The 25,512-nt window shown below is 72.1% G+C and carries 22 protein-coding genes and 1 riboswitch; of the genes, 19 read left to right on the top strand and 3 right to left on the bottom strand.

Features of this window, described 5'->3' with window-relative positions:
• Positions 1-118 precede the first annotated feature (118 nt).
• The 11 genes from hemE to NFX31_RS15335 all read left to right on the top strand — a co-directional run bounded on the left by hemE (position 119) and on the right by NFX31_RS15335 (position 9,733).
• Positions 119-1,174, top strand: coding sequence for a uroporphyrinogen decarboxylase (hemE, locus tag NFX31_RS15385; protein WP_262956130.1), 1,056 nt, complete (start codon positions 119-121; stop codon positions 1,172-1,174).
• Positions 1,171-2,691, top strand: coding sequence for a protoporphyrinogen/coproporphyrinogen oxidase (locus NFX31_RS15380; RefSeq protein ID WP_262956129.1), 1,521 nt, complete (start codon positions 1,171-1,173; stop codon positions 2,689-2,691). The genes hemE and NFX31_RS15380 overlap by 4 nt, the downstream gene beginning before the upstream one ends.
• A 116-nt stretch (positions 2,692-2,807) precedes the next feature.
• Positions 2,808-3,209, top strand: coding sequence for a hypothetical protein (locus tag NFX31_RS15375; RefSeq protein ID WP_045251007.1), 402 nt, complete (start codon positions 2,808-2,810; stop codon positions 3,207-3,209).
• A 1-nt stretch (position 3,210) separates the two neighbouring features.
• Positions 3,211-3,615, top strand: coding sequence for a phage holin family protein (locus NFX31_RS15370; protein ID WP_045251006.1), 405 nt, complete (start codon positions 3,211-3,213; stop codon positions 3,613-3,615).
• Positions 3,605-3,865 carry a hypothetical protein gene (locus NFX31_RS15365; protein WP_045251005.1) on the top strand — a complete coding sequence of 87 codons (261 nt, stop codon included), beginning with the start codon at positions 3,605-3,607 and terminating at the stop codon, positions 3,863-3,865. The genes NFX31_RS15370 and NFX31_RS15365 overlap by 11 nt, the downstream gene beginning before the upstream one ends.
• Positions 3,866-4,048: 183 nt before the next feature.
• Positions 4,049-4,753 (top strand): hydrogen peroxide-dependent heme synthase, encoded by a 705-nt coding sequence (gene hemQ / locus NFX31_RS15360; RefSeq protein WP_045251004.1) that lies wholly within the window; start codon positions 4,049-4,051, stop codon positions 4,751-4,753.
• Positions 4,750-5,775 (top strand): hydroxymethylbilane synthase, encoded by a 1,026-nt coding sequence (hemC, locus tag NFX31_RS15355; protein ID WP_045251003.1) that lies wholly within the window; start codon positions 4,750-4,752, stop codon positions 5,773-5,775. Before hemQ ends, hemC begins: the two co-directional genes overlap by 4 nt.
• Positions 5,776-5,786: 11 nt before the next feature.
• A complete protein-coding gene (locus NFX31_RS15350; RefSeq protein ID WP_420847417.1) occupies positions 5,787-6,581 on the top strand; it encodes a uroporphyrinogen-III synthase in 795 nt (264 codons plus the stop codon).
• Positions 6,578-7,582: a porphobilinogen synthase gene (gene hemB / locus NFX31_RS15345; protein WP_091480176.1), complete on the top strand. Its 1,005-nt coding sequence runs from the start codon at positions 6,578-6,580 to the stop codon at positions 7,580-7,582. Before NFX31_RS15350 ends, hemB begins: the two co-directional genes overlap by 4 nt.
• Before the next feature lie 111 nt (positions 7,583-7,693).
• Positions 7,694-9,016, top strand: a complete 1,323-nt coding sequence (hemL, locus tag NFX31_RS15340) for a glutamate-1-semialdehyde 2,1-aminomutase (RefSeq protein WP_262956127.1) — start codon at positions 7,694-7,696, stop codon at positions 9,014-9,016.
• Positions 9,017-9,277: 261 nt separating this feature from the next.
• Positions 9,278-9,733, top strand: a complete 456-nt coding sequence (locus tag NFX31_RS15335; protein WP_045250999.1) for a hypothetical protein — start codon at positions 9,278-9,280, stop codon at positions 9,731-9,733.
• Positions 9,734-9,835: 102 nt separating this feature from the next.
• On the opposite strand, the gene NFX31_RS15330 is transcribed toward NFX31_RS15335, so the two are convergent.
• Complete coding sequence (locus tag NFX31_RS15330; protein WP_262956125.1) at positions 9,836-12,265, bottom strand: ATP-binding cassette domain-containing protein; 2,430 nt, start codon at positions 12,263-12,265, stop codon at positions 9,836-9,838.
• A 110-nt stretch (positions 12,266-12,375) separates the two neighbouring features.
• Here NFX31_RS15330 and NFX31_RS15325 point away from each other — a divergent pair, with 110 nt between their 5' ends.
• The 4 genes from NFX31_RS15325 to NFX31_RS15310 all read left to right on the top strand — a co-directional run bounded on the left by NFX31_RS15325 (position 12,376) and on the right by NFX31_RS15310 (position 18,108).
• Positions 12,376-13,467, top strand: coding sequence for an enoyl-CoA hydratase/isomerase family protein (locus NFX31_RS15325; protein ID WP_262956124.1), 1,092 nt, complete (start codon positions 12,376-12,378; stop codon positions 13,465-13,467).
• Positions 13,468-13,592: 125 nt separating this feature from the next.
• The gene (locus NFX31_RS15320; RefSeq protein WP_052674346.1) at positions 13,593-13,919 is read left to right on the top strand and encodes a hypothetical protein; all 327 of its coding nucleotides are present in this window, start codon (positions 13,593-13,595) and stop codon (positions 13,917-13,919) included.
• Positions 13,920-14,116: 197 nt separating this feature from the next.
• The gene (locus NFX31_RS15315; RefSeq protein ID WP_262956123.1) at positions 14,117-15,844 is read left to right on the top strand and encodes an ABC transporter ATP-binding protein; all 1,728 of its coding nucleotides are present in this window, start codon (positions 14,117-14,119) and stop codon (positions 15,842-15,844) included.
• Positions 15,845-15,882: 38 nt separating this feature from the next.
• Complete coding sequence (locus tag NFX31_RS15310) at positions 15,883-18,108, top strand: ABC transporter ATP-binding protein (RefSeq protein WP_262957223.1); 2,226 nt, start codon at positions 15,883-15,885, stop codon at positions 18,106-18,108.
• A 117-nt stretch (positions 18,109-18,225) separates the two neighbouring features.
• On the opposite strand, the gene NFX31_RS15305 is transcribed toward NFX31_RS15310, so the two are convergent.
• Entirely contained in the window at positions 18,226-20,034 is a 1,809-nt protein-coding gene (locus NFX31_RS15305; protein ID WP_262956122.1) for a D-alanyl-D-alanine carboxypeptidase family protein, read from the bottom strand.
• A 188-nt stretch (positions 20,035-20,222) separates the two neighbouring features.
• Positions 20,223-20,332, top strand: a riboswitch (TPP riboswitch).
• On the opposite strand from NFX31_RS15305, the gene NFX31_RS15300 reads away from it, so the two are divergent.
• The 3 genes from NFX31_RS15300 (at position 20,328) to NFX31_RS15290 (ending at position 23,327) form a co-directional block, all read left to right on the top strand.
• The gene (locus NFX31_RS15300) at positions 20,328-20,966 is read left to right on the top strand and encodes an ECF transporter S component (protein ID WP_262956121.1); all 639 of its coding nucleotides are present in this window, start codon (positions 20,328-20,330) and stop codon (positions 20,964-20,966) included. (Overlaps the previous riboswitch by 5 nt.)
• A gap of 1 nt (position 20,967) precedes the next feature.
• Complete coding sequence (locus tag NFX31_RS15295) at positions 20,968-22,455, top strand: ABC transporter ATP-binding protein (RefSeq protein WP_262956120.1); 1,488 nt, start codon at positions 20,968-20,970, stop codon at positions 22,453-22,455.
• A 95-nt stretch (positions 22,456-22,550) separates the two neighbouring features.
• Positions 22,551-23,327, top strand: coding sequence for an energy-coupling factor transporter transmembrane component T family protein (locus tag NFX31_RS15290; protein ID WP_262956119.1), 777 nt, complete (start codon positions 22,551-22,553; stop codon positions 23,325-23,327).
• 50 nt (positions 23,328-23,377) lie between these two features.
• On the opposite strand, the gene NFX31_RS15285 is transcribed toward NFX31_RS15290, so the two are convergent.
• Positions 23,378-23,992 (bottom strand): TetR/AcrR family transcriptional regulator, encoded by a 615-nt coding sequence (locus tag NFX31_RS15285; RefSeq protein WP_045250995.1) that lies wholly within the window; start codon positions 23,990-23,992, stop codon positions 23,378-23,380.
• Between the two features lie 198 nt (positions 23,993-24,190).
• Here NFX31_RS15285 and NFX31_RS15280 point away from each other — a divergent pair, with 198 nt between their 5' ends.
• Positions 24,191-25,501: an MFS transporter gene (locus NFX31_RS15280; RefSeq protein ID WP_045250994.1), complete on the top strand. Its 1,311-nt coding sequence runs from the start codon at positions 24,191-24,193 to the stop codon at positions 25,499-25,501.
• Positions 25,502-25,512 lie beyond the last annotated feature (11 nt).

The raw sequence follows: 25,512 nt of genomic DNA, 5'->3' as shown, positions 1-25,512 counted from the left end.
GCCGCGAGGGCACTCGTGCGCCCGGTGATCGTCGCCGCCTCTGTGGCACGAGGCGGATTCGCGCGGGCGACGCCGGATCCCCATCGGCCGCTAAGCAGGCGTCGGGGAGAATGGATCCATGCCCCTCGACGACGCCCCGCTGCTGCGCGCTCTTTCCGGAACCCGCCCCGAGACGACCCCGGTGTGGTTCATGCGGCAGGCGGGCCGCTCGCTGCCCGAGTACCGCGACCTGCGCGTCGGCACCCGCATGCTGGACGCCTGCCTGACGCCCGACCTCGCTGCGGAGATCACGCTGCAGCCCGTGCGCCGGCATGGCGTGGACGCCGGCATCTTCTTCAGCGACATCGTGGTGCCGCTGCGGCTTGCGGGCGTCGAGGTCGAGATCGAGCCGGGCCGCGGACCCGTGTTCGCCGATCCCGTGCGCTCGGCCGCCGACGTCGCCCGCATCACCGCGATCGACCCCGCATCCCTCGACACGACGCAGATCCAGGAGGCCGTGCGCCTCGTGGTGGCAGAGCTCGGCGACCGCACGCCGCTGATCGGCTTCGCCGGAGCGCCGTTCACCCTGGCCGCGTACCTCGTCGAGGGAGGTCCGTCCAAGGAGCACCTGCGCGCACGCGCCATGATGCATACGGATCCGGAGTCCTGGAACCGCCTCGCGGGCTGGCTCGCCGAGGTCTCGCGGACGTTCCTCGCGGCGCAGCGCACGGCCGGCGCGAGCGCCGTGCAGCTGTTCGACTCCTGGGCGGGCTCGTTGAGCCCCTCCGACTACCGCGCCTTCGTGGCGCCGCACTCGGCGGCCGCCGTGGACGGCGTCGATGCCCCGGTCATCCACTTCGGCGTCGGGACCGGGCCGTTCCTGGCCGACATGCGCCTCGATGGCCGTGCCGACGCCGTGGGCGTCGACTGGCGCCTGCCGCTGGACGAGGCCGCGGCGGTGCTCGGCGACGACGTCACCGTGCAGGGCAACATCGACCCGGCCCTGCTGACGGCGCCCTGGCCGGTGCTCGAGGCGCACGTGCGCGACGTGCTGCGCCGCGGCGCCGCGGCCCGCGCGCACATCCTGAACCTCGGTCACGGGGTTCCGCCCGAGACCGACCCGACTGTGCTCACCCGCATCGTGGAGCTCGTGCACGCCGTGCGCGTCGAGCCCGCGGTCGAGGGCGCGCGATGACCGATCCGGGCGCGAAGGCGGGCTCCGACGCCCCCGAGGCGGCGCACGCGCCGGAGCTGGCGGAGCGTGCGGCGCGGCTGCGGGTCGCCGTGGTCGGCGGCGGGATCGCCGGTCTCGTGGCGGCGGAGGCCGTCGCCGCGATCGGCGCGCACGCGACCGTGTTCGAGGCGCAGGGCAGGGCCGGAGGAGCCGTGCAGCCGGGGGAGGCCGACGGGCTCGTGTTCGACGCCGGCGCGGAGAGCTTCGCGGTGCGCGGAGGACACGTGCGCGCCCTCATCGACGACCTCGGCCTCGGCGACCGGGTGCGCACGCCTCAGCCAGGCGGGGCCTGGGTCGCGGGGATCCCCTCGGGCGCGGCGCCGCTGCCGAAGGGCGGTCTGCTCGGCATCCCGGCCAATCCGTTCGCCGAGGACGTGCGCCGCGTGATCGGATGGCGCGGCACCTGGCGCGCCTGGCTCGACCGGCTGCGCCCGCCGCTCACGATCGGTCACGACCACAGCCTGGGGCGCCTCGTGCGCAAGCGCATGGGTCCCCGCGTGCGGGATCGGCTCGTGGCGCCGGTCAGCACCGGCGTGTACTCCGCGCACCCCGACGACATCGACGTCGACGTCGCCGCCCCCGCGCTGAACGCCGCGCTGACCCGTGCCGGATCCCTCTCCGGGGCGGTGGCCGAGCTCACCGGCGGCTCCGAGCGTGCTCCGGGCGCCGCTGTGCAGGGGCTCGAGGGCGGCATGGCGGGCCTCGTGGACGCGCTCGTCGCGCGCATCGAGCTGCTGGGATCCGAGGTGCGCACGGCGGCGCCCGTGGAGGCCCTCTACCGGGACGGCGACGGCTGGACCGTGCGCGTCGCCGAGTCCGCGCCCGCCGAGGTGGCGGATGGTGCCGGGCCCGGCGGTGGTCCTGCCGAGCCCGAACTCTTCGACGCCGTGATCCTGGCCGCCGACGAGGCGACGGCCCGGCGCCTGCTCGCCCCGCACGTCCCCGCGCTCGCAGCGGTCGCCGCCGGATCCTCCCCGCGCATCGAGATCGTCACCCTCGTGCTCGACGCCCCGGTGCTCGACGCGGCGCCGCGCGGATCCGGCGTGCTGACGGTGCCCGGCAGCCACACCGCGAAAGCGCTCACGCACAGCACCGCGAAGTGGGCCTGGCTGCGCGAGCGGGCGGGCTCGCGGCACGTCGTGCGCGTGTCCTTCGGATCCCAGGGCGAGGAGCCGGCGACCGCCGCGCTCGACGACGAGGCCGCCGCCGCGCTCGCGCTCGCCGAGGCGTCCGCGCTGCTGGGCGTCGAGCTGCGTCCGGAGCAGCTCCGCGGCAGTCACCGCTCCCGCTTCGTGCAGGCGCAGCCCTCCGCGGTGCTGGGCGCGGCCGAGCGGCGGAGCGCCGCGGCCGCCGCGATCGCCGACGCCCCGGGCCTCGCCGCGACCGGTGCGTGGCTCAGCGGCACGGGGCTGGCGCAGGTCGTCCCGCACGCCAGAGCGGAGGCCGAGCGGATCCGGCACGCGCTGCTCTGGGGCTGAGCGCGCGCCGCGCCGTGACAGGGTTCTCGTTCGGCCGAAGACCTTTAGATGCCGAAAACGGAATACAGGGTTACGCTGGAGGTCCGGATAGACCGACCACAACGTGAGGGGACCCCATGAAGGGGAAGATCGGACTCGTCGTCGGACTCGGCGTCGGCTATGTGCTGGGCACCCGTGCAGGGCGCGAACGGTACGAGCAGATCAAGAAGCAATGGCTCAAGGTCTGGAACCTCGACCCGGTGCAGGCGCAGGTGCACAAGGTGCAGGACTTCGCGAAGACCCAGGCCGCGGCCGTGCCGCAGGCCCTCTGGACCGGCGCCGTCAAGATCGTGAAGGCGGCGACCTCCGACGGCACGCCGGGCCAGCGCGTGGACTCGACCATCGCGAGCGGCAAGTCGGTCGCCGCGGAGGTCAAGCAGGCCGCGGAGGAGACCGTCGCCGCCGCGGAGGCGGAGAAGAAGCCGCGCTCGACGTCGGCTCCCAGGAGCGGGCCGAAGAAGCCCGCCGCAGGAGCCTGACATGGTCAGGGACTACCGGGATCGCGCCGACGACAGTCTGCTGACGCTGCTCGGCGATCTCCCCGATCTCGTCAGCAACCTCGTCAAGGCCGAGATCGACGCGGCCAAGACCTGGGTCGCGCGCACCTCGAAGGATGCGGGCATCGGCAGCGTCTGGTTCCTCGTCGCCCTGTTCTTCCTGTTCTGGGCGGTGCCGGTCGTGCTCGTGTTCTCGATCGCCGGGCTCTCCTCGTGGTTCCCGGTGTGGCTCTCCGCGATCATCACGTTCGGCATCCTGCTGCTCGTCGTGCTCGTGTTCGCGCTGCTCGGGATCCTGAAGTTCCGCCGGGTGCTGCGACGGGAGAACCCCGCGCAGGCCGTGGCCACCGACGTCCGCATCGTGAAGGAGGCCGGCGATGGCCGCTGATCCGAACATCCCGCGCACGGCCGTGCCTGTGGGCATCGTCGACCCGGTCGCCTCGGCGCGCGCCGAGCTGAAGGCCGCTCTGCTCGCGATCGAGGACAAGACCAACGTGCCTCGTCAGCTGCAGAAGGCCGGGGGCAGGGCGCGCCTCTTCGCCCAGCGCAACCCGGTCGGCGCGGTCGCCGCAGCGGTCGGTGTCGCCGCCGTCGTCGGCGGCGTGGTCTGGGCGGTCGCCCGCAGCATCGCCCGCTGAGCCGCGCGCGCCTTCGGCGCCCCTCTCCCCGCGCGACGATCTGCACATCCGGCGACGATCCGCACACGGATCCGGCGCGATCGCGTGCAGATCGTCGCGTCGTGTGCAGATCGTGCCGCGCGGATCCGGCTCCGGATCCGTCATCGGTCACCCGTCCATAGGCGGAGGGGGCAGACTGGATCCATGGCTGAAGCTGCAGAAACGCCCGTGCTCGCCGCCGACTCCGACGCCTCGCCCGAGGGCTACACGCTCTGGGCCGTGTGGCGACGCGACCCCGCCGCACCCGTGCTCGAGACCGACTCCACCGAGCTGGAGGACATCGTCCGTCACATCGAGGACGGCGGCATCAGCGTCCGCGGCTTCTACGACGTGTCCGGCCTCAAGGCCGACGCCGATCTGATGGTGTGGCTGCACGGCCCGAGTCCCGAGGAGCTGCAGAAGGCGCTGCGCCGCCTGCGCCGCACCGAGCTGCTGCGCACGCTGCTGCCGGTCTGGAACGTCATGGGCGTGCACCGCGACGCCGAGTTCAACCGCGCCCACGTCCCCGGATTCCTCCGCGGCGTCGACGCCAAGGGCTGGCTGTGCCTGTACCCGTTCGTGCGCACTCCCGAGTGGTACCTCATCGAGGAGGACGAGCGTCGCCGCATGCTCGCCGAGCACGGCCGCAAGGGCGCCGCGTTCCGCGGGGTCATCGCCAACACGGTCGCGGCGTTCGCGCTGGGCGACTACGAATGGCTGCTTCCGCTGGAGGCCGACGACCCCACGGAGCTCGTCGACCTCATGCGAGATCTCCGCTACACCGACGCCCGCCGGTACGTGAAGGAGGAGGTGCCGTTCTACACGGGGCGCCGGCTGCGGTTCGACGAGATCGCCGAGGTCCTGCAGTGACCGCTGGCGCGCTCCGGCTCGGCACCCGCCGCAGCGCCCTCGCGCAGGCTCAGTCCGGCCAGGTCGCGCAGGCCTTGGAGCAGGTGTCTGGACGTCGCGTCGAACTCGTGCCGATCACGAGCGAGGGCGACACCAACCGCGCCTCGCTGAGCGAGATCGGCGGCCAGGGCGTGTTCGCCACGGCGCTGCGCGACGCCCTCCTCCGCGGCGAGTGCGACCTGCTGGTGCACTCCCTGAAGGATCTGCCCACGACCGTGCCGGACGGACTGGTCATCGCGGCGATCCCGGCGCGGGCGGACGCGCGCGACGTCGCCGTCACCCGTGACGGCACGCCACTGCACGAGCTGAAGGCCGGATCCACGATCGGCACCGGATCCCCGCGTCGGATCGCACAGGTGCACGTGCGCAACCCGCGTCTGCGCACGGTCGATCTGCGCGGCAATGTCGACTCGCGGCTGCAGCGGGTGGCATCGGGCGAGCTCGACGCCGTGATCCTGGCGGCGGCCGGGCTCAGCCGGCTCGAGGGCGACCCGATCGGCGCGCTGAAGGTCGAGAGCCTGGGGCTCGCGGAGTGGCCGACCGCACCCGGTCAGGGCGCGCTCGCCGTCGAGACCACGGCCGACGCCCCGGTCGACCTGCTCGCGGCGCTCGCCGCGCTGGACGACGAGGCGACCCGCATCGCGGTGACCGCGGAACGAGCGGTCCTGGCCGGGCTGGACTCCGGGTGCCAGGCGCCGATGGCGGCGCACGCCGAGCTCTCCGGCGCCGACCTCCGGGTGCGCGCGGTGGTCTACGCCCCGCACGACGGATGGCGCATCGGGATCGACGTCACCGAGGCGCTGCGTCCAGGAACCGTGGAGGCGGAGGGGTCGGCCGAGGAGTATATTCAAGCCAACGGCAGGGGCAACGGCGCGGACTCTGCCGATGGTGCAGACCCGATCGCCGCAGCACGCGAGATCGGGTCGTCTGTTGCCCATCGGCTGCTCGAACGTGGGGCGGCTGACCTTCTTCCGCGCTCCTGAACCCGATGATGATGACTGAATCGAAGCAAGAGGCCAAGCCGCTCACCGGCTGGCGCGTGCTCGTGCCGCGCGGCGGCCCCTGGGGCGACGGCGTCGCCGCCAGCCTGCGCGCCCAGGGCGCGGTCCCCGTGGTCGCCCCCCTGATCAACTTCGCGCCGACCAACGACCAGGCCGCGCTCGACGACGCCCTGGTGAAGCTCGAGAACGGCGAGTTCGACTGGCTCACGATCACCAGCGCGACCACCGTCGACGTGCTCTTCGCGCACCGGGCCGAGATCCCCTCGACGACCAAGATCGCCGCCGTCGGCGAGACCACCGCCGCCGCCCTCATGGCGGTCGGCTACCACGTGGATCTCGTGCCGGAGGACGACAACTCCGCCGAGGGCATGGCCCGCCAGATCATCGCCCTGGAGCCGGAGCCCAAGAGGATCCTGACCCTGCGCAGCGAGATCGCGAAGCCGCTGCTGACCAAGTCGCTCAAGAAGGCGGGACACCACGTCTCGAGCGTGGTCGCCTACCGCACCGTCGGCGTCCCGGTCACCGAGCGGATCATGCGCGACGTCCAGAACGGGCGGATCAACGCGATCCTCGTCACGAGCGGCTCGGTGGCGGAGCAGGTGCGCGCGCAGTTCCCGGACATCCCGGACACCACGCTCCTCGCCGCGATCGGCCCGCGCACCGCAAAGGACGCGAAGAAGGCCGGCCTGCCGATCACGGTCGTCGCGGACGCGCAGACCGTCGACGCGCTGATCGAGGCGGTCTCGCACTTCACGCTCCCGCACGCCGCCGACGAGTTCGCCCCGTGAGCGGCGGACTCGGCGCCTCGGCCGGTTTCCCCGACGTCCGCCCGCGCCGGCTGCGGCAGTCCGCAGCGGTGCGGTCGCTCGCGCGCGAGACGGATCTGCTCCCGCGCCACCTGGTGCTCCCCGCCTTCGTGCGCGAGGGCCTCACGGATCCGACGCCGATCGGGTCCATGCCGGGCGTCCTGCAGCACACGGTCGACTCGCTCCGCCGCGCCGCGGCGGAGGCGGCGGAGGCCGGCGTGACCGGCATCATGCTGTTCGGCGTCCCCGCGGTGCGAGACGCCGTGGGATCCGGGGCGGACGACCCGGACGGGATCCTCAACCTCGCCACCGCCGCGGTGGCGGCGGAGGTCGGCGACGCGCTCGTCGTGCAGACCGATCTGTGCCTGGACGAGTTCACCGACCACGGTCACTGCGGCGTGCTCGCCGCCGACGGCTCGGTCGACAACGACGCCACCCTGGAGCGGTACGTCGCGATGGCGCTCGCCCAGGCGCGCGCAGGCTCGCATCTGCTCGGCCTCTCCGGGATGATGGACGGCCAGGTGGCCGCCGTGCGGCACGCGCTGGACGCGGAGGGCTTCCAGGACGTGCTCCTGCTCGGCTACGCCGCGAAGTACGCGAGCGCGTTCTACGGCCCGTTCCGCGAGGCCGTCGACTCGCAGCTGCAGGGGGACCGCCGCACGTACCAGCTCGACCCGGGCAACCGGCGCGAGGGCGTGCGCGAGGCGCTTCTGGACGAGGCCGAGGGTGCGGACGTCGTCATGGTGAAGCCGGCGATGGCCTTCCTCGACGTGCTGCGCGAGGTGCGCGACGCCGTGCGGGTGCCCGTGTGGGCGTACCAGGTCTCGGGCGAGTACGCGATGATCGAGGCCGCCGCGCAGAACGGCTGGCTCGACCGGGAGCGCACGATCCTGGAATCGCTCCTGTCGATCCGCCGCGCCGGCGCCGACGTCGTGCTGACGTACTGGGCGACCGAGGCCGCGCGCTGGATCGCCCGCGGCTGAATCGGCCCACTGCATTCACAGCGCGCACATGGTGGGATCGGGGGCCCGGATGGAGCCACGTGCGCGCTTCGAGACGATGAGGAGCACCGGCTCCCTAGGGAGAATGGATCCATGACCGACCGCAATGACGACCTGTTCGACGCCGCCCGCGCTGTGATCCCCGGAGGGGTGAACTCGCCCGTGCGCGCCTACGGCTCGGTCGGCGGCACGCCGCGGTTCCTCGCCCGCGCCGAGGGCGCCACCGTGACCGACGCGGCCGGCTCCGTATACCTCGACCTCGTCGCGTCGTGGGGTCCGGCACTGCTCGGGCACGCGCACCCGGAGATCGTCGCCGCGGTGCAGGAGGCGGCGACCCGCGGACTGTCGTTCGGCGCCCCCACCGAGGGCGAGGTCGAGCTGGCCGCGCTCATCGCCGATCGGGTGCGGCACGGCGAGGTGCGCCCCGTCGAGCGTGTGCGCCTGGTCTCCACGGGCACCGAGGCCACGATGACCGCGATCCGGCTCGCCCGCGGCGTCACCGGCCGTGACCTCCTCGTGAAGTTCGCCGGTCATTACCACGGGCATTCGGACGGGCTGCTGGCCGCCGCCGGATCCGGTGTCGCGACGCTCGCCCTTCCCGGATCCGCGGGCGTCCCGGCCCCGATCGCGGCGCAGACGCTCGTCATCGACTACAACTCCCCGGAGGCGCTCGCCGCGGTGTTCGCCGAGCACGGCGAGCGCATCGCCGCCGTCATCGTGGAGGCCTCGGCGGCCAACATGGGCGTGGTCGCCCCTGTGCCGGGCTTCAACCGCCTGATCGCCGAGACCGCGCACGCGCACGGCGCGCTGATGATCCTCGACGAGGTGCTCACCGGCTTCCGCGTGCACCCCGCGGGCTTCTGGGGTCTGCAGCAGGAGGCGGGGGAGGAGTACCTCCCCGACATCATCACGTTCGGCAAGGTCGTGGGCGGCGGGATGCCGCTCGCCGCTCTCGGCGGCCGCGCGGAGGTCATGGACCGCCTCGCGCCCACCGGCCCCGTCTACCAGGCGGGCACCCTGAGCGGGAACCCCCTCTCGGTCGCCGCGGGGCTCGCGACGCTGCGGCTCGCGACCCCGGAGGTCTACGCGCAGATCGACGCGGCGGCGGCGCGGCTGTCGACGGCGCTGGACGGCGCGCTGACCGCGGCCGGCGTCGTGCACGCCGTGCCGCGCGCCGGCAACCTGTTCGGCGTGGCCTTCGCCGAGCGGGCGCCGCGCGACTACGCCGAGGCTCAGGCGCAGCAGGTGTTCCGGTATGCGCCGTTCTTCCACGCGATGCGTGAGCAGGGCGTCGCCCTCCCGCCCAGCGTCTTCGAGGCCTGGTTCCTCACCGCCGCCCACGGCGAGGCCGAGCTCGCCGCGATCGAGGCGGCCCTGCCTCAGGCGGCTGAGGCCGCGGCGCGCGCGACCGCCTGACCCGCCCCTCCCTTCGCTCGCTGGGCCGCCCCCGGCGCTTCGCTCGCTTGCCGCCTCCCGCACTTCGCTCACTCGTCTCAGATCGCGGTTCAGCGCCGCGGAAAGCCGCAATCCGCGACCAGCGAGCAAAGAGGGGGGATGTGGGTCGGGGCGACGGACGCGGGCGGGGATGCCGGATTGTGGATCCCCGCCAGTGTGATCGTTGCCGTCCTGTGAGGTGCCTCGCGGGCGGATCCGCGACGGCGCTGGCAGACTGGAGGAATGGTGACGCTGCTGCTGGACCGGACCCGCCTCGAGGTGGAGCTGTCTCCGCTCGAGCGCGCCGTCTCGTTCCGCCGCGACAACCTCCACATCGCCCGCGAGGCGATCGTGAAGGTGCAGCTCACCGATGACGCCTGGACCTGGCTCCGCGGCGTCGGCAGCCCCGGCACGCATGTGCCGCTGGTGCTCGCCGCGGGCACCTGGAAGTCGGCGAACGGCGACGACTTCGTCCTGATCCGGCGTCATAAGCCCAGCGTCGTGATCGATCTCGAGGGGGCGGAGTTCCAGCGTCTCGTCCTCACCACGAGGCACGGCCTCGCGCTCGCCCAGGCGCTGCGCCTGGATGCCACGAGCGAGCTCGCCGAGGTGACCGACATCGCCGCCACCGGCGCGATCCCCGTCGCCGAGCCGGCCAAGCCCTCCCGCAAGCGCAAGCCGGCGGTCCGCCCCGCCTGAGCCGGTGCCGATGCCGCCGCCGTGGCGACGCGTGCACCGTCCCGGAACGCCGAAGCGGCGACCGTCCTCGGACGATCGCCGCTTCGCGAGCCTGTGCCGGGGTCAGTTCCCGCGGTGCTCCGGGTGCTGCCCGTCGTCGTTGCGGTCGCCCTCGTGGTGCTCCTCGGGGGCGTGCTCGCCGTCCGCGTGCTCCCCCTGGGCGTGCTCGTCGGGGGCGTGCTCGTCCGCTGCGGGCTGCTCGCCGGCGGCGGGCCCCGGCGTGTACGACGGGGCGTCATCGGTGTAGAAGGCCCGGGCGGCTGCGGCCAGCGATGCGCTGACGGCGGCGGCGCGCGGATCCTCGTCGTGATGGATCTCGCCCTGCGTCACATCCTCGAGGTCGTCGTCCTCCTCGGGCGTCTCGTCGAGGATCACCTGGATCTCCTGCGTGCGGCCCTCGGCCAGGGCTGCGAAGATCTCGATGCCCGCGATCTCCGTGGTCTCGGTGCTGGGCTCAGGGGTGGCGAACTCGTCATCGGCGTGAGGAGTGGTGATCACGGTCGTCGCGGCGGTCGGGGCGTCGTCCACCTCGTGGCCGGCATCGTCCGCAGGTGCTTCGTCCGCAGACGTTTCGTCCGCGGTGTCCTGCGCCTCGCCGTCCTCGGATGCTGCGGCGGGTTCCGCGTCCTCGGGGGCGTCGTCGTCCTCGGTGGACTGCACCGCCGAGGGCACGCCCGTGATCAGGTCGTCGAACGACACCGAGGTCGCCTCCGCCGGGATCGTCAGGGCGGCGGTCTCGAAGGAGCCGAGAGCGGAACCCTCGGCCTCATCCGCCGCGTCGGCGTCGTGGGTGAGCGGAGCGTCGTGCTGCGGCTCTCCGGGGGTGTAGTCGGCCGCGACCGGGGCGGTCAGCGCGATGCCCGCGGCGATCGTGCTCTCGTCCGGGCTGTCCTGGTCGTCCTCGGCGGACTGCTCCGGCGCGACCTCGGGCTGCGCGTGCTCGCCGCCGTCGTCGGTCGCGGGGGTCTCGGATCCGTCCTGGTCGTCGCTCTCGGATCCGTCCACCTCGGCAGAGGAGTCGGCGTCCTCGCTGCTCTCCTCCGCGGACGCCGCTCCGGGCTCGTCGCCCTGGGGTGCCTCGTCGTCGTCCTCGGCCGGCGCCTGCTCGGCGTCGACGGATCCCTCGGCGGCCTCGCCGTCCGACGGAGCCACGCCGTCCGACGAGGTCTCCTCGGATCCTTCTGCGGCGTCCGCTCCCGCCGGGGCGGCCTCGTCGCCCTCATCGCCCGCGTCATCTGCGGCGACGGATACGCCCTCCTCGGAGCCCTCGGCCTCCTCGTCGCCCTGCGCGCTCTGCGCGGCGGCGAACTCGGCGGCCTCGCGGCGGGTGGTGGGGATCGCGACGGTGCCGGCCTCGGCGGCCGCCGGGCCGGTCTTCTCGAACAGGCCGGCGACGCCCGCACCGGTGGCGGCGACGGCGGGCACGGCCACAGCCGCGCCGAACAGTCCGGCCGACGGCGTCCCGTCCTCCGCGGCCGGAGCTCCCGCGCCCTCGGCGTCGGCGTCCGGGGCCGCTGCGGCCTCTGCCGCGTCGTCCGTGGCGGGGGTCTCCTCCGCGGCGGGCGCCGTCAGCACCGGGACGGACCCGGTGAGGGGATCGCGGCGGCCGTGCACGAGGTCGAGGAAGACCTCCTCCAGGCTCGGTCCACGCTGCTGCAGTGTGGTGAGCGCGAGACCGGCGGACGCGGCGACGGCGCCGACCGCGGCGGCGTCGGTGTTGTGCACCGTGAGCCCCGAGCGCAGCACGTCGAAGGTCAGCCCGGCCTCGCTCAGGGCGGTCGTGAGCGCGGCGCGGTCCTCCGCGTCGACGACCACGGAACCCGTCGTGGGATCCGACAGCTTTCCGATGCTGTCCGCATACACCAGGCGGCCCTTGGAGAGCACGAGCACGTTGTCGGCGATCTGCTCGATCTCGCTCAGCACGTGCGAGGAGACCAGAACGGTGCGGCCCTCGTCGGCGAGGCGCCGCATGAGCAGACGCATCCACCGGATGCCCTCGGGATCCAGGCCGTTCGCCGGCTCGTCCAGCACGAGCGCACCGGGATCGCCCAGAAGGGCGCCCGCGACGCTCAGGCGCTGGCGCATGCCGAGGGAGTAGGCGCCGATGCGCGTCTCGGTCTCGTTCTGCAGGCCGACGAGCGAGAGGACCTCGTCCACGCGCGACAGCGGGATCCCGTTCGCCTTGGCCGCGATGGACAGCTGGCGGGGTGCTGTGCGGCGGGGCCGGTAGACGGCCTCCTCGAGCACGGATCCGATGGTGCGGAGCGGGTGGCGCAGCTCGGCGTGCGAGACGCCGCCGATGGTCGCAGTGCCGGAGGTGGGCCGGATCTGGCCGAGCAGCATGCGCAGCGACGTGGTCTTGCCCGCCCCGTTGGGACCGAGGAAGGCGGTCACCGCGCCGGGCTCGATGCGGGCGGAGAGGTCGTCGACGGCGGTGAGAACGCCGAAGCGCTTCGTCGCATGCGAGAACTCGAGCACTTGTCCGTCGGTCATCCGCGGCCTCTCATCGATACGGCAGTACCCCTCTATCCTGCCGGATGGGGAGTGAAAACGCAGGTTGATCCGGGCCATTCCGCCTGATTGGGCGCGGTAACGTGGCATCCGTGAGCACTGTCGAAGAGGCCCCGTCCGCCGCCGTCGTCGAGCCCGAGGTGCTGGTGCGCACCGATGGGGCGCTGGGCAGGATCACGCTCAACCGGCCGCGCGCGCTGAACGCGCTGAACGTCGGCATGATCCGCGCGGTGCACGCCGCGCTGGACGCCTGGCGCGATGACAGCGACATCGAGATCGTCTTCATCGACGGCGCGGGGGAGCGCGGGCTGTGTGCGGGGGGCGACGTACGAGAGCTGCACGCGCAGATCACGGCCGGTCGCAGCGCCGACACGGTCGACTTCTTCCGCGAGGAGTACGCGATGAACGCCGCCATCGCCGAGTACCCCAAGCCGATCGTCGCGGTCGCGGACGGCATCACGATGGGGGGCGGCATCGGCGTGGCCGGGCACGCCGCCATCCGCGTCGTCACGGAGCGCTCGCAGCTCGCGATGCCGGAGGTACGGATCGGCTTCACCCCCGACGTGGGCGGCACCTGGCTGCTCGCCCGAGCGCCGGGACGCCTGGGCGAGTATCTGGCCCTGACCGCCGGGACGATGGACGGCTCCGACGCGCTGTACGCGGGGTTCGCCGACTTCTTCGTGCCGTCGGAGCGCATCGACGCGCTCCGGGACGCTCTCGCGCACCGGGCGGATCCGACCGGGCCGAGCGAGATCGTCATGCTGTTCGACGAGACGCCGGAACCGTCCGCGCTCGCCGCGCAGCAGGGGTGGATCGACGAGGCCTTCTCCGCGGACACGGTGCCGGAGATCGTCGCGCGCCTCCGGGCGCTTCCGGGCGAACCGGACGGGGCGGCGGCGACCGCCGACCTGCTCGAATCGCTCGCGCCCACCGCCCTCGTCGTCACCCTCGACGCCGTGCGCGAGGCCCGCGCGATGGCGTCGGTGCGCGATGCGCTGGCGGGGGAGTACCGCCGCGTGCTGTGGTTCGTGCACCACCACCCGGATCTCGTGGAGGGCATCCGCGCCCAGCTCGTCGACAAGGACCGCAACCCGCGCTGGGATCCGCAGACGCTCGCCGACCTCGCCCCCGACGCCGCCGCCGAGGCGCGCGACTACGTGCCGCCCGTCCCGCTCTGGAGCTGAGCGCGGTCCGCACAGCCGCGCACCTGGTCGGGCAGTCCACCGGTCGCGGACAGGGGTGCGACTCCTTCCGTTCCGTCGCCTATCGTCGCTGGTGCAGCGCCCGGGGGACGCGCAGAATGGAGGGCATGTACATGTCCGTCGAGCTCATCGGGGTGGTGGTCACGGCGTTCGCCGTGCTGGTCACCCTCGGCAGCGGCATGTTCGCAGGTTTCGCCTGGGTGGTCCGCAGGATCGACGGGGTCGAGGGAAAGCTGTCGGCGCGGATCGACGGGGTCGAAGGAAAGCTGTCGGCGAGGATCGACCGGGTCGAGGAGACGCTGTCCGCCCGGATCGATGGAGTAGACGGTTCCCTTTCGGCGCGCATCGATGGGCTGCAGGCGGAGCTGACCGAGGTCAAGATCGGGATCGCGCGGCTCGAGGGGCCGCGCCCGCACCTCATCGTCGGGCGCTGAAGCCCCGGTCCCGGGTTCCTCAACCGGATCCGGAAATATCGGCGGAGCAGGGATTCGTTCGCCGTCAGCGAAGATTCGAGCGGATCCTCCTCACGGGGGATGTGAATGTCGGCGCCTCGTGGCAGGGTGTTTCCTGGCCGATTCTCGGCCGATCCTCTTCCCCCTGGGAAGTCCGCTCCCAAAAGGAAAGTCCGCCTGTGCTCGGAAAGATCCTGTTCCGCTATCTGTCGCGGTACAAGTGGCTGCTGCTCGGCGTGCTGGTGTTCCAGTTCGCCAGCGCCCTGGCCTCCCTGTACCTGCCACGGCTCAATGCCGACATCATCGACAAGGGCGTCGCGAGGGCCGATACCGGCTTCATCTGGTCGCACGGCGCGCTGATGCTCGCCGTATCGCTCGGCCAGATCATCGCCTCCGTCATCGCCACGTACTTCGCGGCGCGCGCCGCGATGGGCGCCGGCCGCGACATCCGCGCCGACGTGTTCTCCCGCGTGAGCGGATTCTCCGAGCGCGAGGTCTCGCAGTTCGGCGCCGGTTCGCTGATCACCCGCAACACCAACGACGTGCAGCAGGTGCAGATGCTGGCGATGATGGGCTCGACGATGTTCGTCACGGCCCCGCTCCTCGCCATCGGCGGCATCGTCATGGCCGTGCAGACCAACCTCCAGCTGAGCTGGCTCATCGCGGTGTCGGTGCCCGTGCTGCTGATCGTGGCCGGCATCATCATCGGCCGCATGGTTCCGCTGTTCCGCAGCTACCAGGGCAAGCTCGACAACGTCAACCGCATCATGCGCGAGCAGCTCACCGGCGTGCGCGTCGTGCGCGCCTTCGTGCGCGAGCGCATCGAGGAGGAGCGCTTCCGCGGCGCGAACACCGACATCATGGTGGTCGGTCGCAACGTCGGATCCCTTTTCGTGCTGCTGTTCCCGCTGTTCATGCTGATCCTCAACGTCACCATCGTGGGCGTGATCTGGTTCGGCGGCATCGAGGTCGACAACGGCAACGTCGAGGTCGGCACGCTGTTCGCGTTCATGCAGTACATCGGGCAGATCATGATGGGCGTCATCATGTCCAGCTTCATGGCGATGATGATCCCGCGCGCCGCGGTCTCGGCCGAGCGCGTCGGCGAGGTGCTCGACGCCGAGCAGACCATGAGCCGTCCGGTCGACGGCGTGGTGCGGTTCCCGGCACCGGGCGCCGTCGCGTTCGACGACGTCGAGTTCACCTACCCGGGTGCCGAGTCGCCGGTGCTGACCGGCATCAGCTTCGGCGCGGAGCCGGGTGAGACCGTCGCGATCGTCGGATCCACAGGTGCGGGCAAGACGACCCTCGTCTCGCTGATCCCGCGCCTGTTCGATGTGACCGGCGGCGCGGTGGCGGTCGGCGGCACGGACGTGCGCGAGGCCGACGTCGACGCGCTGTGGAGGAGCATCGGGCTCGTGCCGCAGCGGCCGTTCCTGTTCAGCGGCACGGTCGCCTCGAACCTCCGCTTCGGCAAGGAGGACGCGACCGACGAGGAGCTGTGGGCGGCGCTCGAGATCGCCCAGGCGAAGGACTTCGTCTCGGAGATGCCGAAGGGGCTCGACTCCTCGATCACCCAGGGTGGGACGAACGTCTCGGGCGGCCAGCGCCAGCGCCTCGCGATCGCCCGCGCGATCGTGCATCAGCCCGAGATCCTGGTCTTCGACGACTCGTTCTCGGCGCTCGACCTCACCACGGACGCCCGACTCCGTCAGGCGCTGTGGCGCGAGCTCCCGCACGTGACCAAGATCGTCGTCGCGCAGCGCGTGTCGACCATCACCGACGCCGACCGGATCGTGGTGCTCGAAGGCGGCACGATGGTCGCGGTCGGCACGCACGAGCAGCTGCTCGAGACCAGCGACACCTATCGAGAGATCGTCGAGTCGCAGCTGGGGGTGGACGCATGACCGACAACACCGACAAGAAGGCCGCTCGGGCCGCCCGCATGGAGGCGCGTCGGGCGAAGTACGCCGGCGGTGCCGCGACCGCGACGGCGGAGATGACCGACGAGGAGCGCGAGGAGGCCGAGCAGGCCGAGAAGGCGCGCCTGCAGGGTGGCGGCATGTTCGACGGGCCCGCGCCCGGCAAGGCGAGCCAGTTCGGCCCGAGCTTCAAGCGCATGATCGGGCTGCTCAAGCCCAGCGCCGTGTGGTTCGTGCTCGTGTCGATCTTCGGCGCGATCGGGGTCGTGCTGTCCGTCGCCGCGCCCAAGGTGCTCGGCAACGCGACGAACATCATCTACGAGGGTGTGATCTCCAAGACGCTCGGCCAGCCCAACGGCGACTTCCCCGGTTTCCCCGCGGGCACGCCGAAGAGCCAGGTCGTCGAGACGCTGCGCCAGGGCGGCCAGAACCAGTTCGCCGACATGGTCGCCGCGTTCGGCGACTTCCGGGTCGGCGACGGGATCCACTTCGACCAGCTGCGCTGGGTGATCACCGCGGTGCTGGCGATCTACGTCGGCTCCGCCCTGCTGAGCTGGATCCAGGGCTACGTGATCAACGTCATCATGGTGCGCACGATGTGGCGCCTGCGGGAGGACGTCGAGGCGAAGATCAACCGCCTGCCGCTGTCGTACTTCGACAAGGTGCAGCGCGGCGAGCTGATCTCGCGCGTCACGAACGACATCGACAACATCACGCAGACCATGCAGCAGTCGCTGTCCGGTGCGCTCACCTCGGTGCTCACGGTGATCGGCGTGCTGATCATGATGTTCTCGATCTCCTGGCAGCTGGCGCTCGTCGCCCTCGTGGCGCTGCCGCTGATGGCCGTGATCTTCGGCGTCATCGGGCCGCGCTCGCAGAAGGCGTTCGGCATCCAGTGGAAGAAGGTCGGCCGCCTGAACGCCCGCGTCGAGGAGGCCTTCTCGGGCCACGCCCTGGTGAAGGTGTTCGGCCGCGAGAAGGACGCGCTGGAGAAGTTCCAGGTCGAGAACGAGGATCTGTACCAGGCCGCGTTCAAGGCGCAGTTCTTGTCCGGCATCATCATGCCGGCGATGACGTTCATCGGGAGCCTGACGTACGTCGGCCTCGCCGTGCTCGGCGGCCTCATGGTCGCGAGCGGCCAGATCCGTCTGGGCGACGTGCAGGCGTTCATCCAGTACTCGCAGCAGTTCACCCAGCCGCTGAGCGAGCTGGGAGGCATGGCGGCGGTCGTGCAGTCGGGCACCGCCTCGGCCGAGCGCGTCTTCGAGCTGCTGGACGCGGAGGAGCAGGATCCGGACATCGACGACGCCCCCACCGTCACCGACGGCAAGGGCGTGATCGAGTTCGAGCACGTCGCCTTCTCCTACACGGAGGACCGGCCGCTCATCACCGACCTGTCGTTCCGCGTGGAGCCGGGGCAGACTGTCGCGATCGTCGGCCCGACCGGCGCGGGCAAGACCACGCTGGTGAACCTCATCATGCGGTTCTACGAGCTCAGCGGCGGCCGCATCCTGCTCGACGGGCAGGACATCGCCGAGATGGAGCGGTCGGATCTGCGCTCCCGCACCGGCATGGTGCTGCAGGATCCGTGGCTGTTCGCGGGCACGATCCGGGAGAACATCCGGTACGGCCGTTCCACGGCGAGCGATGACGAGGTCATCGAGGCCGCCAAGGCGACCTACGTCGACCGCTTCGTGCACGCCCTCCCCGAGGGCTATGAGACGAAGCTCGACGAGGACGCGTCGAACGTGTCGGCCGGTGAGCGCCAGCTGATCACGATCGCGCGCGCGTTCGTGGCGCAGCCGTCGATCCTCATCCTGGACGAGGCCACGTCGGCCGTCGACACCCGCACCGAGCTGCTGCTGCAGCACGCCATGGCGGCGCTGCGGCACGGCCGCACGTCGTTCGTGATCGCGCACCGCCTGTCCACGATCCGCGATGCCGACCTCATCCTCGTGATGGAGCACGGCGACATCGTGGAGAAGGGCACGCACGAGCAACTGATCGCGGCCGAGGGCGCGTACTGGCGGCTCTACCAGTCGCAGTTCGAGCAGGCGGCGAGTGACACCGACGCCGACGCCGCACTCGTCACCGGGACCGTCACGGTGCCCGCAGAGGGCTCGGTCGCCTCGGAGACCGAGGCCGGAGGCGCCGCGGTCGCCGGAGCCGGGTCCGCTCCGGTCGCGGTGGCCGAGCGGGCGGTCGAGGCCGCGGAGGCGGCAGACGCCCCGCGGTCGGACGATCTCTGACACGCACCGCGATCATCACGGCACGAGCGCCGTCGTCCTGGCCAGGGCGGCGGCGCTCCGTCGTTCTCGCGGTGGCAGATGCCGAGAGCGTCCGACCGCGCGGACGCGCTCGTGCCCCTACTTGGTCAGACCGAACAGCTCGAGAGGGTGACTCAGTCGCCACCAGAGACTCGGTCCCTTCAGCTCGGTGCGCAGCGTGAGCGGCACCGTCGTCGCATCCAGCGGACCCTTGAGGGCGAGCGTCCCGGCCTTCGCGCCGGCCTTCCACGTGTCCCCCAGCGCGAACTTCGTCGTGGCCGACGCCGAAGCGCCGTTCCACAGGGTGACGCGGGCGTCGTCGGCGGCGATGACCTGCGACGTCTCGCCCCAGGCGGTGTCGACCGTGCCGAGCGTCGTACCCTTGGTGACCGTCTGCGGCTGGTTCTTCAGTGCTGCCTCGACGTCGGCGTAGAGCGCCCGTGAGACGTCGACCCGACCCTGATCGCTGCTCTGTCCGAGCGCGGCGACGAAGATGCGCACCGTGGTGGTGCCGTCGGCCACGTCCTTCGCGGAGAGCAGGTTGTACCGGGTGTCGTCGCCGTCGCCGATCGTGCCCGTCTTGATGCCGACGATGCCCGCGTCATCGATCAGGCCGTTCGTGTTCTCCACGATCCCGGCACCGGGCAGCTCGACGCTCTTCTGCTTCACGATCGAGGCGATGACCGGGTTCTTCTCCGCGATCTCGCCCAGCTGGATGAGCGCGCGAGGGGTGGCGACGTTGCCGAAGTCGAAGCCGGAGGGCGTCACGACGCGGATGTCGCCGAGGTCGTGCTGGGCCAGCCACTGATTGGCCGCGGCCGCGTAGTTCTCGTCGGAACCCCAGAGCTCGCGGGCGAGGCGATCGGCGTAGTTGTTGGCGGAGCCGAGCAGGATCCCCTCGAACAACTGGTACTGCGTGAGGGATCCGTCCACGGGAACATCCAGAGCCGACTGGTCCTGTCGCAGATAGTTCAGGTAGTCGTCGCTGTCCGCCTGGGTGAACGCGAAGGAGGGGCCCTGCTCTCCGGTCTTCAGAGGCATCTTGTCGAGGGCGGTCAGCACCGTCACGAGCTTCGTGATGCTGGCCATCGGAACCTGCTGGTCGGCGGATGCGACCGTGCCGATGCCCTGCACGCTGACCGCGGCGCTGCCGGTCGTCGGCCACGCGGCCGCCGCGGCCGGGGCGGCCACGGGCTGGAACGCCACCGCCGTCGTGGTCGGCTTCACGGCGTTGAGGGGCCAGAGCGCGGTCGTGGCGCCGTAGGCCACGGCGACCGCGAGCAGGCCCGCGATCGGCAGCAGCACGGCGGGCCGGACGAGGCTCCGCCGCGGGGCGTCGGCGAGCAGCGCGGGCGAGGAGGCCGGCTCCGCGGCCGTGGTCGTCGAACCGATGCGGGCGACGTCGACCCAGGCCAGCGCGGCGGTCGGGGTGCGATCGGGCCCGCGGACGAGCGAGGCCGACGGCAGCGGTCGCACCTCGGTACGCGCGGCGCCGGACGTGGCGGCGGGGGCGTCGGCGGAGGCGGCGTCGACGAGGACCGTGCCGGTCGCGGCCGAGGAGGCAGGGGCGGTCGGGACGGCAGCGTCGGTCGGCGGGAAGAGGAGGCCGGCCTCGGGGGCGGGCGCCGGCGCCGGGAACAGGCCCGCGGGCTCGACCGTCTCCGCGGAGTCGACGGCGTCGGCGCCGACGACCGGGCCCCCGGAGACGGGGGCGTCGGTGGCCGGGGCGTTCGGGTCCTCCGGCGGAGGGGCGTCGCCTGCGATCGGGTCGTCCGAGGACTCGGCGACCTCGGCCGGAGCGTCGAGCGTCGCGACGGCGGACGCCGAATCCGCTGCGGCGGTCTCGGCCGGGGCGTCGACGAGCTCGGGATCGCCCTGTGCGGCCGCCGGGCCGTCGTCTTCGTTCACCCTCCTACCGTATCGGGAGGCCGTGTCGATCACCGGCAGCCGAACGCCGTTCTGCCGCGGGAATCCGCGCGCACGTCGGTCGCCGCACACCCCTCGTGCGTTCCGGCGCGGGATCCGGTGCTCCGGAACGGGCGGCGACCGGGTGCGACGCCGCCGGTCGCGGCGCCTCTCGGCCGGGGCTAAGATGGGCGGATCACCACGGGAGTCCGGCGAGCCGGGCTGAGAGGGAGCGAATCGCGCTTCGACCGTCGAACCTGATCCGGATCATGCCGGCGCAGGGAGGAGCAACAGTCATGCATGCAACGGCAACCGCACGCAACGCGAGCATGGGAGCGGTCGCGCGCCGCCTGAACTGGCGGGTCGTCGACATCGTCGTCGCCGCCGTCCTGGGCGTCGCGATCGGCCTGGTCTTCTGGGTCTGGAACACCATCGGCTACGCCTGGTTCTCGGCCGCCGACGCACTCACCCCGGGCCTCGGCGGGATCGCCGTCGGGATCTGGCTGCTCGGCGGCGTCGTCGGCGGACTCGTCATCCGCAAGCCCGGCGCGGCGCTCGTGGTCGAGGTCGTCGCGGCGGTCGTCTCGATGCTGATCGGCAACATCTGGGGAGTATCCACGGTGCTCGAGGGCATCGCGCAGGGCCTGGGTGCCGAGCTGATCTTCGCCGTCTTCCTCTACCGTCGCTTCTCGCTGCCGGTGGCCGCGCTCTCCGGTGTCGCCGCGGCGGTGGGCGCCTGGGTGTTCGAGCTGTTCTACGGCAGCTCGCCGAACATCCTCAAGAGCCTCGAGTTCAACGCGATCTACCTCGGCACCCTCGTCGTCTCGGGTGCGGTGCTCGCCGGCGTGCTCGGCTGGCTGCTGGTGCGCGCGCTCGCCGCGACCGGTGCGCTCAGCCGCTTCGCCGCCGGACGCGAGCTGCGTCGCGAGGTCTGACATGACCGCGGGTGCGGCCCGCGTCGTCGCGGACCGGTGGGGCTGGCGCTACGCCGGCCGCCGCCTGCCCGCGGTCAGCGACGTGTCCTTCACGATCGAGCCCGGCGAGCGCGTGCTGCTGCTCGGCGCCTCCGGCGCGGGCAAGTCCACCCTCCTGACGGGGATGGCGGGGCTGCTCGGCGACGCCGACGAGGGCGAGCGCAGCGGATCCCTTCTCGTCGACGGCGCGGATCCGGAGAGCCGCCGCGGGCGCATCGGCCTGGTGCTGCAGGATCCGGATGCCGGTGTCGTGCTGAGCCGGGTCGGCGACGACGTCGCGTTCGGCTGTGAGAACCTCGGCGTCCCCGCGGCGGAGATCCCCGAGCGAGTCGGGCAGGCGCTCGACGCAGTGGGTCTCGACGTGCCGCTCGACCGCCGGACGTCCGCGCTGTCCGGCGGGCAGAAGCAGCGCCTGGCCCTCGCTGGCGCGCTCGCGATGCGGCCCGGGCTGCTGCTGCTGGACGAGCCGACGGCCAACCTGGATCCGGACGGCGTGCGCGAGATCCGCGCGAGCGTCGAGCGGGTGGTCGAGGCGACGGGCGCGACGCTGGTCGTCATCGAGCACCGCACCGGGATCTGGGCCGACCTGATGACGCGCGTCATCGTCGTGGGCGCCGGCGGCGGACTGCTCGCCGACGGCAGGCCCGCCGACGTCTTCGGCGCGTACGGCGACGCTCTGGCCGACGCGGGCGTGTGGGTGCCGGGCCACCCGGTCGACCTCCCGGTGCTGCCGCCGGCGCCGTCGGCCGGGGAGGGCGTGCTCACGACCCGGGATCTCGCGGTGTCGCGCGACCGCCGTTCCGCGGTGCAGAGCGGCCTCGACCTGACGGTGCCGGACGCTGCCGCGACGGTCATCGTCGGCCCCAACGGTGCCGGCAAGTCCACGCTGGCCCTGACCCTCGCCGGTCTCCTGGATCCGCTGCGGGGGCTGGTGGAGGCCGAGGAGGAGCTCCGCGGGCGACGCGGCCGTCGCCCGTCGGCGTGGACCTCGCGCGAGCTGCTCACCCGCATCGGGATGGTGTTCCAGGATCCGGAGCATCAGTTCCTCACGCAGACCGTGCGCGACGAGCTCGCGGTGGGTCCGCGGGCCCTCGGCTGGGAGGCCCCGCGCGTCGATGCCGTCGTCGACGCCCTGCTCGACCGGCTCGGCCTCACGGCGCTCGCCGCCGCCAACCCGTTCACGCTCTCGGGCGGTCAGAAGCGGCGGCTGTCGGTGGCCACCGTGCTCGCCGCGGCGCCCGCCGTGGTCGTGCTGGACGAGCCGACCTTCGGGCAGGACCGGCGGGGCTGGATCGGGATCGTGAGCCTGCTGCAGGAGGAGATCGCGCGCGGCACCGCCGTGATCGCGGTGACGCACGACGACGACGTGATCCGCCACCTCGGCGGCCACCGGATCGCCCTCGCCCCCGCCGACGCGGCCGACGCGGCCCGGACCGAGGAGGCGGCATGACGCGCCTCGACCTCGGCCGCACACAACGCAGGAGAAACGCCGCCGGTGGGCCCGGATCCGGGGCGGAAGACGCGGGATCTCCTGCATTGCGTACGGTGGGGGGTCGAGCCGAGGCCGGGGCGTGGATCGACGGGGTCAATCCGGTCACCCGGATCCTGCTGGCGCTGCTGCTGTCGATCCCGCTGTTCGCGTCGATCGACGTGACGAGCGGCCTCGTCGCGATCGGCCTGCAGCTACTGTGCGTCCCGCTCAGCGGGCTCCGTCTGGGCACCGTGCTGCGCCGGCTCGCGCTGCTGCTCGTCGTGGCGCCGATCGCGGGGATCAGCATGCTGCTCTACGCCGCGCCGGGAGGGCAGGTCTTCTTCAGCTTCGGGTTCGCGCACATCAGCGAGGCGTCGATCCAGCTCGCCGTCGCGGTGTCGATCCGCGTCGTGGCGCTCGGCCTTCCAACCATCCTGCTGTTCGCCCGCATGGATCCGACCGCGCTCGCGGACGCCCTCGCCCAGGTCGCGCACCTGCCCAGCAGGTTCGTGCTCGGGGTGCTCGCGGGCACGCGCATGCTCGGGCTGTTCCTCGACGACTGGCGCACGATGTCGCTCGCCCGCCGAGCGCGCGGCGTGGGCGATCGCGGCGTGCTGCGCCGGTTCGTCACGATGTCCTTCGTGCTGCTCGTGTTCGCCGTCCGTCGCGGCACCAAGCTGGCCCTCGCGATGGAGGCTCGCGGATTCGGATCCGAGATCCCGCGCACGTGGTCGCGTCCGTCGCGGCTCCACGCCCGCGACGCGATCGCGCTCGCGGGCGGGGCGGGCATCATGGCGCTGTCGATCGCGGCGGCCGTCCTGGCGGGCACCTTCCGCTTCGTCTGGTCGTAGGCGCCCTTCGTCTCGCTTCGCGCGCTCAGGGCCGGGGCTGCCGCGCTCGCTCAGCGGGCGGGGTCGAGCGGCACCACGAGCAGCTCCTGGATGCGGCGGCGCACGGTCTCCGCCATGTCGACCGACGCGGGGTCGAGCAGCCACTGCAGCTGGAGGCCGTCCATGAGCGCGGTGAGCTCGGCGGCGGCGCGGTCCTCGTCGACGTGGGCGGCCAGGTAGCCCGCGGCGCGGGCGTCGCGCAGCGCCTTGGCCGTGCCGGAGCGGATCCTGGCGTAACGCCGCACGAAGTAGTCGTGGGCCGGATGCGCGGGATCCGCCGCCTCGGCCGAGAGCACGGCGTACAGGGCGATGATGCCGCCGACCTCGCTGTTGTGCCGGGCGAGGTCCACCATGCCGCGCAGCACGCCGATGCCGTCCTGGCCCTGGGAGCCGTTGCGCCGGAAACGCTCGCGGTCCTCGCGGTCCCGGGTCTCCAGCACCGCCTCCATCAGCGATTCCTTGGTGGGGAAGTGGTGGGCCAGGCCCGCGCGGGAGATCTCGCAGACCTGCGCGATCTCGAGCATCGTGGCGCTGTTGAAGCCGACGCGTCCGAACAGCGCGGTCGCGGCCGCGATGATCCGCTCCCGCCGGGCCCTGCCCGTGGTGTATCCGCGTTCGGTCGTCATCGGTGTCCCATCGTATGCGTCCCCCGGCGCCGGAGAGGGTCGCGACCGGTGCGCGATCCGCGGCCGGGCACCGCTCTGAACAAAAACCTACACTTGTGCCGGTTTTTCATGCTAGCGTGCGAACAGCCGGTTCCGAGGACGCGTCGAGCGCCTTCGTCGGCCCGACCCGATCCCACCGCTCGCCCCCAAGGACTGACAATGACGTCGACATCATCCGACACGCCCGAAGAGCTGCGTCCGCCCCTCACGGAGACCACGTTCGTGGCCACCGCGTCCGGCGAGGACGACCCGCCCGCCCCGATCAAGGGCGTCCGACGTCTGCTGGGATGGATCATCCCGGCGAACTTCGCGATCTTCGTGATCTGGGGCGCGGTCCCCGGCATCCTGCTGCAGGCGCAGCTCATCGCGATGTTCCCCGACGAGAAGACCCAGGTCGCGAACATCGCGATCGTGTCCACGATCGGCGCGCTCGGCGCGATGATCGCCCAGCCCGCCGCCGGACAGCTGTCCGACCGCACCCGTTCGCGGTTCGGCCGCCGCGCGCCGTGGATCATCGCGGGCGCCATCGTGGGCGGCGCCGCGCTCATCGCCCTCGGCTTCATGAACAGCCTCGCGGGCATCATCGTCGCGTGGACGCTGATCCAGGTCGCCTACAACTTCGCGCAGGGTCCGCTCTCCGCGATCCTCCCGGACCGGGTTCCGGTCGCCCGCCGCGGCACGTTCGCCGCGCTCTCCGGCATCGGCCTCATGTTCGGCGCGCTCGGCGGACAGATCATCGGATCGCAGCTCGCGCACACGATCACGCTCGGCTACATCGTCTTCGCGGTGTTCGCGGTCGTCGTGCTGCTCGGGTTCGTCGTCGCGAACCCCGATCACTCCAGCCTCAACTTCCGGAACGAGCCGTTCAGCTTCGGCGAGTTCCTGCGCACGTTCTGGGTCAGCCCGATCAAGCATCCCGACTTCTTCTGGGCCTTCACGGGCCGGCTGCTGCTGTACACCGGATACTTCGCGGTCACCGGGTTCCAGCTGCTGATCCTGAAGAACTACCTCGGCGTGAAGGATCCCTTCTCCGTCATCCCGCTGCTCGGCATCCTCAGCCTCGTGGGCATCCTCGTCGCGACGGTGATCTCCGGTCCGCTCTCCGACAAGGTGGGCCGACGCAAGCCGTTCGTCTTCGGATCCTCCCTGCTCATGGCGGTCGCGCTGGTGTTCCCGATGATCGCCCCCTCCTACACGTCGTGGATGATCATGACCGTGATCAGCGGCTTCGGATTCGGGATGTTCCAGGCCGTCGACACCGCCCTCATGAGCCAGGTGCTGCCGTCCGCGAAGAACTTCGCCAAGGACCTCGGTGTCGTGAACATCGCCGCGACGCTGCCGCAGACGTTCGCCCCCGGCGTCGCCGGCGCGATCGTGCTGGCATTCGGATACGGCGCGCTCTTCCCGATCGCGATCGTGCTGAGCGTGCTCGGCGCGGTCAGCGTCTGGTTCATCAAGTCGGTCAAGTAGAGGAGAACATC

The organism is Microbacterium azadirachtae, from assembly GCF_025583665.1.
In the GTDB taxonomy this organism is placed as follows: Bacteria; Actinomycetota; Actinomycetes; order Actinomycetales; family Microbacteriaceae; genus Microbacterium; species Microbacterium azadirachtae.
Note: the sequence above shows the minus strand (reverse complement) of the source record. Positions and strands in the feature narration are given on the sequence as shown.

Excerpts from the sequence above, each read along its gene's own strand:
- hemE (WP_262956130.1), top strand. The coding sequence starts at position 119 with ATGCCCCTCGACGACGCCCCGCTGCTGCGCGCTCTTTCCGGAACCCGC.
- NFX31_RS15380 (WP_262956129.1), top strand. The coding sequence starts at position 1,171 with ATGACCGATCCGGGCGCGAAGGCGGGCTCCGACGCCCCCGAGGCGGCG.
- NFX31_RS15375 (WP_045251007.1), top strand. The coding sequence starts at position 2,808 with ATGAAGGGGAAGATCGGACTCGTCGTCGGACTCGGCGTCGGCTATGTG.
- NFX31_RS15370 (WP_045251006.1), top strand. The coding sequence starts at position 3,211 with ATGGTCAGGGACTACCGGGATCGCGCCGACGACAGTCTGCTGACGCTG.
- NFX31_RS15365 (WP_045251005.1), top strand. The coding sequence starts at position 3,605 with ATGGCCGCTGATCCGAACATCCCGCGCACGGCCGTGCCTGTGGGCATC.
- hemQ (WP_045251004.1), top strand. The coding sequence starts at position 4,049 with ATGGCTGAAGCTGCAGAAACGCCCGTGCTCGCCGCCGACTCCGACGCC.
- NFX31_RS15350 (WP_420847417.1), top strand. The coding sequence starts at position 5,787 with ATGACTGAATCGAAGCAAGAGGCCAAGCCGCTCACCGGCTGGCGCGTG.
- hemL (WP_262956127.1), top strand. The coding sequence starts at position 7,694 with ATGACCGACCGCAATGACGACCTGTTCGACGCCGCCCGCGCTGTGATC.
- NFX31_RS15335 (WP_045250999.1), top strand. The coding sequence starts at position 9,278 with ATGGTGACGCTGCTGCTGGACCGGACCCGCCTCGAGGTGGAGCTGTCT.
- NFX31_RS15330 (WP_262956125.1), bottom strand. The coding sequence starts at position 12,265 with ATGACCGACGGACAAGTGCTCGAGTTCTCGCATGCGACGAAGCGCTTC.
- NFX31_RS15320 (WP_052674346.1), top strand. The coding sequence starts at position 13,593 with ATGTACATGTCCGTCGAGCTCATCGGGGTGGTGGTCACGGCGTTCGCC.
- NFX31_RS15310 (WP_262957223.1), top strand. The coding sequence starts at position 15,883 with ATGGAGGCGCGTCGGGCGAAGTACGCCGGCGGTGCCGCGACCGCGACG.
- NFX31_RS15300 (WP_262956121.1), top strand. The coding sequence starts at position 20,328 with ATGCATGCAACGGCAACCGCACGCAACGCGAGCATGGGAGCGGTCGCG.
- NFX31_RS15295 (WP_262956120.1), top strand. The coding sequence starts at position 20,968 with ATGACCGCGGGTGCGGCCCGCGTCGTCGCGGACCGGTGGGGCTGGCGC.
- NFX31_RS15285 (WP_045250995.1), bottom strand. The coding sequence starts at position 23,992 with ATGACGACCGAACGCGGATACACCACGGGCAGGGCCCGGCGGGAGCGG.
- NFX31_RS15280 (WP_045250994.1), top strand. The coding sequence starts at position 24,191 with ATGACGTCGACATCATCCGACACGCCCGAAGAGCTGCGTCCGCCCCTC.